Consider the following 13,514-nt stretch of genomic DNA (forward strand, 5'->3'; position numbering starts at 1 on the left):
AATAGCATAGAGACAACAACCTATGAGGAGCTGATATGTGTGAATTATATTGTTCAACGTGGCGATACGCTATATACTATTTCTCAACGCTTTGGAGTTCCCATCGATGTGATTATTCGCGCCAATCGTTTGCGTCCACCTTATGTACTGTACGTAGGTCAACCACTGTACATTCCTTCTACCCCTTCACCTAACGAAGTAGAAGAGGAAGGCAGAATCGATCGATTGGAAAGAGATGTGGCTAGACTAAACGAAAGATACAGTGATTTAAACCGTCGCGTTAGAAATCTGGAACAACGTCGCCGTACGTAATCTACTAGTATGCTATGCATGTAAAAGAGGAGCTGTATCCGCTCCTCTTTCCTTTTTGCCAAAATTCCACTACTATAATGGTGACGATATTCGGGGCTAAGGGAGGATTGTAGGAATGAGTAACAAGTGGAGAGTTGCACTGATCCAAATGGATGTGGCTTTAGGAAATCCGAAAGAAAACAGGCAAAAGGCTAGGGAAATGACCGAAAATTTACGCGAATCAGGCAAAAAAATCGATGTGGTATTGTTGCCCGAATTGTGGGATACTGCCTATGATCTGGAGCGCTTAGATGATATTGCAGATGAACAAGGTGAGAACGCTCAAGCTTTCTTAAAAGACATAGCTCAGTCACTACATAGTAATGTATGGGGTGGTTCTATTGCGGAACGTAAGGAAGATGGAGTATATAACACCTCCTATTTATTTGATAGGCAGGGTAAATTGGTGGGCACTTACTCCAAAGCTCATCTATTTAAACTAATGAATGAACATCAGTTTCTTCAGTCAGGAGACCAACCCGGGTTGTACGAGATGGACGATCAGCAGGTTGGTGGGGTTATTTGTTATGATATTCGTTTTCCAGAATGGATTCGTCAGCATGCATTAAAAGGTGCAAAGGTCTTGTTCGTATGTGCCCAGTGGCCAAATCCTCGACTGGCTCATTGGCGCGCTCTCTTAATTGCCCGAGCCATTGAGAACCAAATGTATGTAGTTGCCTGCAATCGGGTAGGAACAGATGCTGCGAGCAGTTTCTTCGGTCACTCGATGGTAATTGATCCATGGGGAGAAGTAATTGCCGAAGCTGGTGAAGAAGAGACAATTCTCACCGCTGAGATCGATTTGGATATTGTTGATCAAGTTCGTTCCAAGATCCCTGTATTTACTGATCGACGTCCTGATATTTATAGCTGGTAAGCAGCGCTTCTCTTCTTACTTGAGAAAATGGGCCGCATTTATTCTTTCTGCCTACAGCGTTTATCCCTTTTTTACATAGCCTAATAGTAAGGAATGTAAGGAGGTGGAAAACAATTGGCTGGACTTTTTAATAGCAAAGGAATGATGCACCATTTTTCAGGAATTCGCACAAAAGTTGTTGAAATCCGAGAGTTAGTGGAGACGGTCGATACCGTGTTTACCTCATTTGATCGGATGAGTGAACTCGGAAAATCAGTCAACCCTTTCAAGCAAAAAAAAGGAAAAGAGAACATTCCACACGATATGGATTAATGTGGGGAAATAAATGTTGAAAAAGGTTGCCTCCAGAAGGGCAACCTTTTCCCAATTTAAGTATCCTTGGTCAAATCAGTGGTGTCTCCCCAATAATTCACCAGAGTCAATGGGCAACGCTTTCTTTATTTGTTCACAATAGGATGTAGCTATGTACTTTATATAGGAGAAAGGGGAATTGTTACGGTATCAGGAGTGGTTTCTCCTTTACGCAAGACGGATACTTTCACTTTGACATGTTTGAAATCATCCCCTTTCAAATTGCTTGAGATGGATCCTTTCATTGATCCGATCTGGCTTTGGTAGCCAGTTTCTAATTGGCGAGGAGAGTGAACAAAGGATTCTGTCCATACGCTCAAATCTTGGTTATCAGGACTAAGCACTTCGATTTTCATATCTGTAATCTCATCAGACGGAGTTGATTTTCCCCAATAGTAAAGCTCACCAGGTCCAATCTGCTCTTCTGTATCCGTAGTCGCAATCATCAAGCTGCGTACTTCCCAATCTCCATTTTTGCCATGTAGAAGTTGTGCCGTTAATTGAGAGTGAGATGAGGAATTCAGGTTTTGGGTGTATAACTGAACAAATGGGATAACAATTAATAAGACCACCATAAATACTCCAGTAAAAGCTAACTCCTGTTTCCAGGTCGTTTTAGCAAAAGGTCCACCAATTGCGGACAACAAACGACCAATGATCATACAGACCATAAAGATTGTAAAAAATACTGCCAAAAACATAGCCTGCCTCCTTCTTTCACGTTCTTTAATGGTGTACGTATATCTTTGATAATCGGTTGCGGATTTTTTTGATTATAGTGACAGAATTCATTCTGGTTTCATGAAAATGATGATTAAAGCTTAAAAAGGTATGGGAGACTTAGTGGAAGTACAGTGAAAAATGGTGACATCATTGGAGATAGGTAACCAAAAACCGCCTGGCTTTCTGTTCCTTGACGGAGTTTGTAGCAAGGCGGTTTTTTTACCTGTTTGATCTTGAAAAGATATGGTTTTTAAGATTTGGCATATGCTAGTTAAAAAATGAATTACACAAGAGCCATGCGTTTTTTGAAATCGGTGTTTAGGTAATAGCTGTGATACACAAGCAGATTTGGGCCTGCGCATTCGGCATTTGGACAGAAACAATTAATGGATTGGTTTAGCGAATGATTTTGCCAACGGGCGAACATACTCTCAAGGGTGTCGGTCTGAATATTACCTAGGATACCAACATCCCCAAAGTCAGTTACGGTTACATCCCCTGTAAATATATTGATATTTAGACGGCAACGTCCATCAGGGTCATTGCGGACAGTAACATTCTTAGATTGGCGAAGACGTAAAATAAGCTCTTGATCGTCTGGGTCTTGGCTACATGCAAAGAACGGCAGAGTACCGAACAGCATCCACATTTCTTCATCTCGTGCATCTAAAAGGGTGTGAATTGATTCACGTAACTGCGGCAAGCTTAGCACAGGCAAATTTTTTGCGAAATCGCTTTGATACATCGGATGTACCTCATGGCGAACGCAACCCATTTCTTTAATTAATTGGTGAATTTTCGGGAGTTTTTGCCACGTTCGAGTATTCAGCATGCTTTCGGCAGAGACGATTACGCCTGCATCTGCTAATTTTTTTGCATTATCCATTGTCAATTGGTAGAGCTTTTCCGCTTGGGTGAGTGAAACCTTTTGCGGGCTATTGACGTATACCACTTCATGAAAGTCTTCAGGCTGACTATAGTTCCACGACATATGCATTACGTCAATGTAAGGTAAGACAGCTTCATAACGGGAAAATGGCAGGGATAAATTGGAGTTAATCTGTGTACGCAAGCCGCGATCTGTCGCATATTGCAAAATAGGTCCAATTACGTTATTTACTGTTCGTTGACTGTACATCGGTTCTCCACCGGTAATGCTAAGGGTTAACAAATGCTTGGCTTCATCCAGACGCTGTAGGATTAATTCTATAGGCAAGTGCGGATCATCTTTCATCCGCAATGTATCACCAACAGCACAATGCTCACAGCGCAGGTTGCAAAGATTTGTAACAGTAAACTCGATACTCGTCAATTTGTAGGCAGGTGGTGTAGCATTATATAAAGGCTCCCATGGGTCCTTTTGGGGTGTAATGGGTGTAGTTGGAACAAAGCGTTTCAATGGTGAAACCTCCTTAGTAGAAAACATGACATTGCCTCACTAGTTGTAGACGAGGCTATATGAACAAACACCATTATAACCATAAATGGAGAGGGTGAGAATACCAACACCATGATTGCGGGCATTTCATTTGGCAACGGAGTCTTTTATCACAACAAAAATGTCATGGCATGTGCCGAGGTAAAGAACGGTGTCATCCATACGTGGGCGGAGAAGATGGGGTTTGGCACGCTATTCAAAATGTGGTGGCGTATTGTCAGCTCGCTACCTTGGTACTATCATACTTTACATTTGCTCTTGATTTTATATGTTCTTTTTCCGATTTTTGGAGAATTCGATCCTTTATGGATTGTTGTTTATGGAGCAGGCTTTCATTTTGTTTTTCCAAAAAGGTTAAAGCAGTTTCACGGAGCTGAGCACAAAGTATTCAGCTACTATGGGGAGGTCAAGCCGGAAAATTGGGAAAACGTACAACAGGCTTCCATTGTAAATCGGGGTTGTTCTACGAATATGGTGACTTTTTTCTTTGCCTTCTTTCTGCCAACGATCTGTTTTTTTCCACTGTGGATAGCTGTTGTGGTAGGATTAGTCGGAATAGGAATATGTAATCTGCTGTCCAAATATACACCAAAGCTAATTGAGCCGTTGTATCGTGTATCTGGACTTTTGCAATTTTATGTTACAACAAAGGAACCGGAGCGTATGCATGTGGATACGGCTATTCGGTCTTATGCATTGTTTATCTATATTCGGAGTAAGGAAGAGGAGCGGGATTAGGAATCTAGGTCTTTGGTTGGTATCTTCCTTATGAATAAAGTTCGATAGATTCCCATTTTCTTGTCTGGTACTATTTCTTTCATACACATTATTTGTAAAAGAAATATGAGAGACAGAGATAAAAGTAAGAAAGTGGGAAAATTGTATGAAGTCGAAAAAGAACATCGTAGCTGGTATAACAACATTACTTTTATTGATCGCGGTTCTCTGTATGCGTGTTCAGGTTTTAGCGGCTAGTTCGCTTGCTACTACTACCTTACCTATGAGTACCTTCACAGATATAGATGAACATTGGGCAAAATCTTACATTCAATTTCTTGCTGAGCGTGGTATCGTTAAGGGGAAATATATACCATTTCGTCCCAACGATCCGATCACCCGTGGAGAAGCAATTGCTTTGTTACATCGGGTCACCCAATATTCCTATGGAGTAGTAGCTTCCCCTGTTGAAGCAGCCAAAGTGGACAAACGATATCCGCTTGTTCAAGAAATCAAGCAAGCTGTAGGCACTATGAACGCTATGCTATATGCTGATCAGAAGGCATATACTCGTTTTAATCCAGGAGAAAATACTTTGTATCTACTTCACCTCAGTGCTGTTAAAAAACCAATGCGAATTGGCAATGTTTTGGAAAGTGATTGGTGGCTTTCCACAGAACATTTGCAAGCCCCATTAAATCGTGAAGAAGCTAGTATGCTGTTATTTCACACGATTCTTCCAACGATTCGACATGATTTACATATTGAGCCCGCGAGACTTCAGGAAGGTTTAAATGGCTACTATCAGGCGACGTTACCCAATGCTTATCAGGATACGAAGTCTTTGTATGCTACGGGAATTAAAGGCTACCGATTACTGGAGGATCATTCAGGCTCTTTTCAACCAACAGATACCATGACGCGGGGACAATTTGCTGTCATTTTACAGCGCCTACTGATCACTAATGAGGAACAAAAACAAGGTCAATGGAGTGGCTCTATTCAAGAGCAGACACGCATTAGCAATCTGTTGATAACAGCTGCCACCTATGCGTATCAAAGTAAAAATGAGCAATTGATGGCTACTTACTTCAGTAAAGATGCATTACATACGTTAGCCAAGCTACGACCTTTACCCTTGCATGATTTCATTGGTAGCTATCAAATGATAGACAGTAAAGATAAAACAATGAAGGCAATAGGAGCTTATCTTTCAAACATAACAGGTAAGTATGAAGTCGAATATGAGATGGTTAAAAGTGAAGAGAATAGTAACCCTTATGGCTGGATGATTACCAAAATTACCCATACTCAAAAATAAGAAAACGATCGTGACCTCCTGGAAGTGAGGGTGCGATCGTTTTTATTTTGGCTTTAACGGGAAAGAGGGTTTTCTTCCAGCTTGCGATACATTTTACCTTTATCCACATACGATTTACGAACGCGGCGTAAATCTTTAAAATCATCTTCGTTTAATTCGCGTTTTACCTTAGCTGGAGAGCCTACGACTAGTGTACGAGGTGGTACCTTCATACCAGGTGGAACCAAGGCACCAGCGGCAACCATGGCGTCTTCGCCGATTTCTGCTCCATCTAGCACGATGGAACCCATACCAATCAGGGCTCCTTGACGTACGGTACAACTATGTAACACGGCATTATGGCCAATTGTGACATCGTCTTCAATAATCAGTGCACAAAGTGGACTTTGGTGAAGGGTACTATTATCTTGAACACTGACCCGCTTACCAATGACAGTAGGGGAGACATCGCCCCGAATGACCGAATTGTACCAGATCGATGTCTCTTCGCCGATGGTAACATCACCTGTGACGACAGCACCTTTGGCGATAAAAACGCTGGGATGAATCTGTGGCTCTTTGCCTTCAAAAGGAAGTAGTAGCATGGAAAATAAGCCTCCTGTTCAATGATGAGTGTCTCATGTGAAAGAAAGTAGTATGTAGAGTAGAAACACTCTTTGTACAATTCTAACATACAAACATACAAACAGCTTTACTCAGACGACTCTCTGGTAGAAAAGCTTTGTTCTTATTCTTTTTGAGAGGTCTTCTCTTCTCTTTCTTCGTAGCTAACAGGATAAGGGGCATCTTTATACAGCTCGTCAAACTTTTCTTTTGTCAGAGCATAAAACAGATGGTCTTCCCAGTTACCATTGATCTTGAGATAATGGGCACCAAGGCCTTCTTTTACGAATCCAACCTTCTCAAGAACGCGCTGAGACGCTCTATTATGTGGCATGATATTCGCTTGTACACGATGTAGAAGTAGTCTTTGGAAGGAAAACGAAATAACGAGATGGAGGGCTTCGGTCATATAACCTTGCCTTTGACAAGATTGATCCATATCATAACCAATAAAAGCATTTTGAAAGGGACCACGAGATACTTGCGATAGCGTTATTTTGCCAACGAGACGTTCACTCTCCTGCTCAAAGATGCCAAAAGAATATTTCTGATCCTGTTCAACCTGCTCCCATTGAGTGGTCTGATTTCTAGCATTTTCCCTTGTAAAAAAACTTTCGTCACGCAAGGGAACATAAGGGGCATGAAATTCTTTATTAGTAATCAAATAAGCAAGAAAAGGTTCTGTATGAGCTGGTGTTAGTAATTGCAAATAGATACGTAAGCCTTTTATCCGCAGGTTAAATACATTCATATCCAAACCTCCTAATAAGCAAAATGGGCTAGAAAAAAGCGATACTTTACATTTTTTGGTGATTTTCCCAAAATGTCAAGGTTGAATTGTACCATTATATATGATAGATTAATCTTTAGTAAAGGCAAGGATTGTGGGTAGTCGCTGTTGTCACCAGCTTGTCTGGGAGACGATAGAGGAAAGTCCAGGCTCGCCCGGGCTGAGATGCCCGGAGTGTTCGTACCTAGTGCAAACTAGGGCAGTGAGGTTTGCCTCATTGACGGCGCAGAAAGGGTTCTCCCTGAGACCCAAGTAAGCTGAAAGTGCCACAGAAACGTAGCTTCTCTGGCGACAGAGAAGATGGAACGCGGTAAACCCTGCGAGCGAGAAACCCAAATTAGGTAGGGGACCCGTCTGGACGGAATTGAACGAAAAGGACGGATGGCAAAAGCAATTTTGCCATAGATAGATGACTACAACTCTTCGTGCGAGGGGAAGGTCCGTTTGCAGCACGAGAGATACAGAACCTGGCTTATAGCATTCCTTGCTTATTTATTATCTTTTTAGTGTAAATTGAATGCAAACTTTAAGGCAACAAACAGATATTAGAAAGTAGAAAAAACCGGCGCAGGGAAGCGTCGGTTTTTTTCCTTCTTTACATCACTCGTACTTTATATTCTTTCATCCAAAAGTCTAGCTGTGCCAAAAAGGCGTACATTTGAGGGGTGCTCATTAGCTGACCAAAAAAAGGAATATCGATCGCTGAAACATCTTTTTGAAGCATGCTACGCAGATAGGCGACATCTAATAGGGCATGAAGGGGAGAACCGCTATCATCTAGTACATCCATAAGCCATTGCCTAGTTGCTTGGGCATATGCGGGATTATGTGTTTTAGGATAAGGGCTTTTTTTACGATATAACACATCATCGGGCAAGATACCTTCTAGTGCATTACGTAAAATCCCTTTTTCCCTACGATCGTGCATTTTCATCTCCCAAGGCACATTCCACACGTATTCAACAAGTCGGTGATCGCAAAATGGAACTCGTGCTTCTAGACTAGCCATCATACTCATCCGATCTTTTCGATCTAACAAAGTGTTCATAAACCATGTATGGTTTAAATAAAACATCTCTCGTCGCTTCTCTTCTAGTCTGTCTTCCCCTACCAAGCGAGGAACCTCAGCTAGCGATTCACGATAACGCCCTTTTACATATGAATCTGGTTGTAACCAAGCCTGCATTTCAGCCGATAGCCATTTGAAGCGTTGATCATTCTGTCTTGCCCAAGGAAAAGTATCTGCAAATAGGGCCTCTTCCTGATGAAACCACGGATAGCCTCCAAATATTTCGTCCGCACATTCACCAGAAAGTACGACAGTTGTCTCTTTTTTCATTTCAGCACAAAAGAGGTACAATGATGCATCAATATCAGCCATACCGGGCAAATCGCGGGCATAAACAGCAGTTTTGAGCGCTTGCACCAACTCGGGGGTGTCAAATTCTATATAGTGGTGCTCCGTTCCGATATAATCACTCACTCGTTTGATCCATTGAGCGTCTGAATCGGGCTGATAGGCATGAGCGGTGAAAAAGTGTGCATTATCTTTGTAATCAATGGAGTAGGTATGGACAACTCCTCTTCCTTGTTGTTGATAGTATCGCGCCGCAATAGCGGTGATGGCACTGGAATCAAGACCCCCTGACAACAACATAGAGACGGGAACGTCAGCAACGAGTTGTCGTTCGATTGCATTCACAACTAGTTCACGTATCGTTTCAACGGTTGTCTCAAAATTGTCGTGATGTTCACGACTTGTCAAATGCCAGTATGCTTCTGTAGTAAAACCACGCTGAGAGTATGTGCCATAATAACCGGGACGTAATTCATGCATCCACTGGAATACACCATGTCCGGGTGTGCGAGCAGGCGCAATCAGCAGTACTTCAGCTAGACCTTCCCGATCAACAATAGGCTCAACCTCAGGATGGGCGAGGATCGCTTTCATTTCTGAACCAAACAGGAACTGCCCGTCTTTTTCCTGGTAAAAGAACGGTTTTACACCCATTCGATCACGAGCTACAAATAATAGTTGCTCTTTTTCGTTCCAAATGGCGAATGCAAAAATGCCGTTTAGCCGTTCAAGACATTTTTCTCCCCATTCTACGTAAGCCGTGAGTAATACTTCAGTATCCGAGTGGGAGGCGAACCGATGACCACGCTCTAGTAATTCTTTGCGTAAATCTTCCGTATTGTACAATTCACCGTTATACACCATCGTGTAGCTCACGTCTCCATAGCTTTTGGTCATAGGTTGAGTCCCGCCCTCAGGATCTACAACTACGAGGCGGCGATGCCCAAGCGCAACCCGATCATGGAAGAAATACCCGGAGCTATCTGGACCCCTGTATTGAAGTGTCTTGGTCATCGCTTCTACGATCTCTTTCTCTTCCTTTACATTCCGCACAAAACTGGCCCAGCCTGTAATTCCACACATCATTACTCACCCTGTCTATTCTGTACTTTTTTACGTTCAAACGTTAGTAAACATAAGCCGGTCATCTAGGCTCATCGTATGCAAAACAGGCCAACATGGTACCCTGTCCCTTTTTCAAAACAAACGTTAAAAAGTTCTTTTTCCTTTACAATGTCTGATCTTTGATGCCAATATGAAATATACATACATTTTATCCTTATTTTGGGGGTGTGATTTGTGCGAGAGGTCATCTCGTGGTTAGAAACAGACGGATTTGTCTCTTTTGTTCAAAATTGTCCAGATGGAGTCCTAGTCCTTTCCTTAGAAGGGAACGTTTTGTATGCCAATGAGTCCTGGTACGAACTAGCAGGTAATACGTTAGATGAAGAATACAGAGCAGACGTTGATGTCCAGCTGCTCCGATTACAGCAAGGGTTATTGCAAATAGAACCAGGTGTCTTGCAAACATTGATTACCAGTCATGAGCCTTATATCATTCAAATTCCTCATAAGAAAGGTTGGAGGATGGACGTATCTTTTACGTTTTTCCCGATCAAGTGGTACAAAGGTGAGGCGGCAGTAGGAGTACTTGTTCGAGATGTGACGGAACAGAAGCAAAGACAGAAGAAACTTGAAGAAAACGAACAGAGCTTTAAATCCTTCATTCAGTATTCGTACGACGCAATTTTCCTACTTTCTCCTGAGTTTGAGGTGCTGCGCATAAGCAATTCATTTCCGATCATAACTGGATATTCTCCTCAGGAACTTTATGACAACCCCAGAATTCTACTTCCCGATGAAGCTACGTTACTAGAGCAACAACAACATTTCGATCATGTCATGAAAACAGGAAAGCCCGTTCTATTTCGCACCAAACGACGCCATAAGAATGGTGATCTTCTGGAGATTTGCATGACTTATAAACCAGTTTGTAATAAAGCTGATCGCATAGTTGGTGTAGTAGCAGTGATGCGCAATATCACGGAGCGTGTTCAGGTTGAAACTGAACTACGAGATGCTAAAGAACTATTGGAATCTTTCGTGAAAAGTGCCTCTGATTGTATTGTGCTTATTGATTTAGATTGGAATATTCTAATGGTAAACCCCGCTTGCGAAAAAATGTATGGCTACAGTTATGAAGAATTAATTATGCATCAAGAAAATCTGCTAAAGCCAGTAATTCTGAAAGGAATTATAGGTAACACACAAAAGGCCATGGACGGAAAGATGGTTTTAGACGAGGAGAATCAATTCACTCACAGAAATGGTAATCTTGTTTACACGCTTTCTTCTTATATTCCGATTCGAAATCATGAAGGAAGGATTTTGGCAGTAGCTTTGATTACGAAGGATGTGACAGAACAAAGAAGGATTGCGCAGGCATTAGGAGATAGCGAGGCGAAATACAGACTGATTTCTGAAAATATGACGGATCTTATCGCAATTTTGGATCGGAGTGGGCGCTATATCTATGTGTCTCCATCGTTCCAAACTATTCTGGGCTATACACCTGAGAGTTTATTGGGAATGGATTATCGTCAGTGGATACATACGGAGGATAAAGAGTTTTTGAGGCAGGGACGCAAGCAATTGGTTGCAGAGGGTACAGTTATGCAAGTGGAGCTTCGCTATCGATGTGCTTCTGGTGAGTGGATGTATTTGGAGGCAAACGGAACGCCGGTTTTTAATGGTAAACAAAATTTAGAGCATTTTGTATTTGTAGCTCGCAATATTACAGATCGCAAACAAGCGGAGGCCCTATTACGTAACTCGGACAAGCTCTCTCTTATTGGTGAGATGGCCGCAGGTGTTGCTCACGAAATTCGTAATCCGTTAACAGCATTGCGAGGTTTTATCCAATTATTACAGGCACAGACAGATGAACATCACTTTTATTTTGAGGTTATGTTATCTGAATTGGATCGAATCAATTTTATTGTCAGTGAGCTATTGGTGCTATCGAAGCCGCAAGTTCAACATGTAAAGCAAAAAAATGTAGTGGACCTCATTCGCAATGTTATGACGCTATTAGAGAGCCAAGCATTGATGCATAATGTGGTTTTTCAGTTCGATTTTGAAGATCAGCAGATATTGATTACCTGTGAGGAGAATCAGATCAAACAAGTTTTTATTAATATCATGAAAAATGCAATGGAAGCGATGCCAAATGGTGGAATAATACAAATAACCGTGAAACAAGAGGGACAGATGGTTGACATTTGTTTTCGTGATGAAGGATGCGGCATACCGAAAGATCGTGTTAGCAAACTAGGGGAGCCTTTTTACACCACAAAAGATAAAGGTACTGGACTCGGCCTTATGGTCAGCAAAAAAATTATTCGAGATCATCAAGGTTTCTTACTCATTGATAGTGTGATAAATCAAGGAACAACTGTGCATGTGAATGTACCACTCTCCATTCTGAAACAATAATAGATAAAGAAAGTAGCGTAGCAACGAGAATAGTCAAAGGAGGCAAACAACTTGCACATCGGTTGTCATGTGAGTGTACGCCAAGGGTATGCAGCAGCCTCACGCATTACTAAACGCTTGGGTGGTACTTGTTACCAGTATTTCCCTAAAAATCCACGCAGTTTAACAGTCAAATCCTTTTCCAGACAGGATGCGTTGGAATGTCGTCATTTTTGTGAAGAGAATGGAATCATATCCATTGCCCATACGCCATATCCGACTAATCTGTGTACAGAAGGGAAGGAGGAGCATGCAGCTATGGTGGCTTCTGTACGTAATGATTTGGAGATTGCAGATGCTTGTGGCTCCATTGGAGTCGTCGTTCATTTTGGTCAATACAAAGGAAATCACCAAGATCCGTTATATGGCTATCAATTGATGATCCGTTCACTAAACGAAATTTTAGAAGATTGGACGGGCAAAGCGCTCATTTTACTTGAAAATAATGCTGGGCAAGGAAATAAAATGGGTTTGACACTAGAGGAGCTTGTGCAAGTGCGTTCACTACTTAACAAACCAGAACTTGTCGGGTTTTGTTTGGATACATGCCATGCTTTTGCGAGTGGTTTATGGACAGGAGAGAATTGGGGGGATGTGCAGAAAAAAGGAGAGAAATTAGGTTATTTTACTCATTTGAAGGCAGTTCATCTCAATGATTCTCGCTATCCAACAGGCTCATATCGTGATCGTCATGCAGATATTGGTTGGGGAGAGATTGGGGCAGAAAGGTTAGGCGAGCTGATTAGAAGCACCGTGATTCGTGAAGTTCCCCTATTCTTAGAAACGCCCGGAGAACGTCCTGGTGGTCATGCGTCGGAAATCGCTTTTGTCAAACAATTGTTTGGAAGGCCACAGTAGGATATGATTAGGGAGACCGTACTTGAGAGCGGGCAATTTTATTAGACAGAGGAGATCTTATGACACGTACAATTAAAGTAACCATCCACAACTTTGATAAAATCAAGGAAAACTTAGCGGAAAGCAATGAATTGAAGCTTTATGAAGATGCAAACGGCAAAGTCCTAGAAGCTGAAATTGAAGCAGATGGCTATGCTATTGTGGATCTCACCGACGAAGAATATATTGAATTAGCTCCTGATGAATATGAGCTGATGATTATGGAGTGGAAAGTTGCGGGAAAAACAGGCGAGTTGATTTTGGAAACGATGTCAGACCCCAATGATGATAAGGCATTGTTGTATCGCGGTGTTGATCCTATTGGTACTGTGAAAGTAGAGCCAGTATCTGTCCCGAAAAAATTGGTAGAACAATTAGCGAAAGCATGGTTCTCTAAACCAGTTGAACAGAAAATAAACGAAGAAGCATAAGAGAAAATCACTATAGATTTGCTTTATTGTCAAAGCAAAACGAAAAGAGGAGGGGAAACCTTCCTTTTTTTCGTATATGAAAGATGGATTTTTGCTTACATCAATAGAAAAAAGGACACCTAGT

General features: G+C 41.8%; 13 protein-coding genes and 1 other RNA gene. 9 read left to right on the plus strand and 5 right to left on the minus strand.

Annotation, left to right across the window (positions count from 1 at the left end; translation table 11 throughout):
* The first annotated feature begins 39 nt into the window (after positions 1-39).
* The 3 genes from EEL30_14240 (at position 40) to EEL30_14250 (ending at position 1,540) form a co-directional block, all read left to right on the plus strand.
* Positions 40-312, plus strand: coding sequence for a LysM peptidoglycan-binding domain-containing protein (locus EEL30_14240; protein QDX93354.1), 273 nt, complete (start codon positions 40-42; stop codon positions 310-312).
* A gap of 115 nt (positions 313-427) precedes the next feature.
* Positions 428-1,228 carry a carbon-nitrogen family hydrolase gene (locus EEL30_14245; protein ID QDX93355.1) on the plus strand — a complete coding sequence of 267 codons (801 nt, stop codon included), beginning with the start codon at positions 428-430 and terminating at the stop codon, positions 1,226-1,228.
* Between the two features lie 114 nt (positions 1,229-1,342).
* On the plus strand, positions 1,343-1,540 hold the full coding sequence (locus tag EEL30_14250) for a hypothetical protein (protein QDX93356.1): 198 nt from the start codon (positions 1,343-1,345) through the stop codon (positions 1,538-1,540).
* Positions 1,541-1,698: 158 nt separating this feature from the next.
* Here EEL30_14250 and EEL30_14255 read toward each other — a convergent pair whose 3' ends face one another.
* Positions 1,699-2,280, minus strand: coding sequence for a hypothetical protein (locus EEL30_14255; protein ID QDX93357.1), 582 nt, complete (start codon positions 2,278-2,280; stop codon positions 1,699-1,701).
* Between the two features lie 305 nt (positions 2,281-2,585).
* Entirely contained in the window at positions 2,586-3,701 is a 1,116-nt protein-coding gene (gene yfkAB / locus EEL30_14260) for a radical SAM/CxCxxxxC motif protein YfkAB (protein ID QDX93358.1), read from the minus strand.
* 111 nt (positions 3,702-3,812) lie between these two features.
* On the opposite strand from yfkAB, the gene EEL30_14265 reads away from it, so the two are divergent.
* Complete coding sequence (locus tag EEL30_14265) at positions 3,813-4,478, plus strand: DUF1385 domain-containing protein (GenBank protein ID QDX93359.1); 666 nt, start codon at positions 3,813-3,815, stop codon at positions 4,476-4,478.
* A 145-nt stretch (positions 4,479-4,623) separates the two neighbouring features.
* Positions 4,624-5,778 (plus strand): S-layer homology domain-containing protein, encoded by a 1,155-nt coding sequence (locus tag EEL30_14270; protein ID QDX93360.1) that lies wholly within the window; start codon positions 4,624-4,626, stop codon positions 5,776-5,778.
* A 53-nt stretch (positions 5,779-5,831) separates the two neighbouring features.
* On the opposite strand, the gene EEL30_14275 is transcribed toward EEL30_14270, so the two are convergent.
* The gene (locus tag EEL30_14275) at positions 5,832-6,362 is read right to left on the minus strand and encodes a gamma carbonic anhydrase family protein (GenBank protein QDX93361.1); all 531 of its coding nucleotides are present in this window, start codon (positions 6,360-6,362) and stop codon (positions 5,832-5,834) included.
* A gap of 143 nt (positions 6,363-6,505) precedes the next feature.
* Positions 6,506-7,132: an N-acetyltransferase gene (locus EEL30_14280; GenBank protein ID QDX93362.1), complete on the minus strand. Its 627-nt coding sequence runs from the start codon at positions 7,130-7,132 to the stop codon at positions 6,506-6,508.
* A 129-nt stretch (positions 7,133-7,261) separates the two neighbouring features.
* On the opposite strand from EEL30_14280, the gene rnpB reads away from it, so the two are divergent.
* An RNA gene (gene rnpB, locus EEL30_14285) (RNase P RNA component class B) lies at positions 7,262-7,651 on the plus strand.
* Positions 7,652-7,766: 115 nt separating this feature from the next.
* Here the strand turns inward: rnpB and asnB are convergent.
* The gene (gene asnB / locus EEL30_14290; GenBank protein ID QDX93363.1) at positions 7,767-9,611 is read right to left on the minus strand and encodes an asparagine synthase (glutamine-hydrolyzing); all 1,845 of its coding nucleotides are present in this window, start codon (positions 9,609-9,611) and stop codon (positions 7,767-7,769) included.
* A 216-nt stretch (positions 9,612-9,827) separates the two neighbouring features.
* Between asnB and EEL30_14295 the strand changes: the two genes are divergently transcribed.
* The 3 genes from EEL30_14295 to EEL30_14305 are packed head-to-tail and all read left to right on the plus strand — an operon-like array spanning position 9,828 to position 13,390.
* Entirely contained in the window at positions 9,828-12,023 is a 2,196-nt protein-coding gene (locus tag EEL30_14295; GenBank protein QDX93364.1) for a PAS domain-containing sensor histidine kinase, read from the plus strand.
* Between the two features lie 51 nt (positions 12,024-12,074).
* Positions 12,075-12,920, plus strand: coding sequence for a deoxyribonuclease IV (locus EEL30_14300; protein QDX93365.1), 846 nt, complete (start codon positions 12,075-12,077; stop codon positions 12,918-12,920).
* A gap of 59 nt (positions 12,921-12,979) precedes the next feature.
* Positions 12,980-13,390, plus strand: coding sequence for a hypothetical protein (locus EEL30_14305; GenBank protein QDX93366.1), 411 nt, complete (start codon positions 12,980-12,982; stop codon positions 13,388-13,390).
* Positions 13,391-13,514: the final 124 nt, after the last annotated feature.

This window comes from Brevibacillus laterosporus (genome assembly GCA_007833815.1).
GTDB classification, from domain to species: Bacteria; Bacillota; Bacilli; order Brevibacillales; family Brevibacillaceae; genus Brevibacillus_B; species Brevibacillus_B laterosporus_D.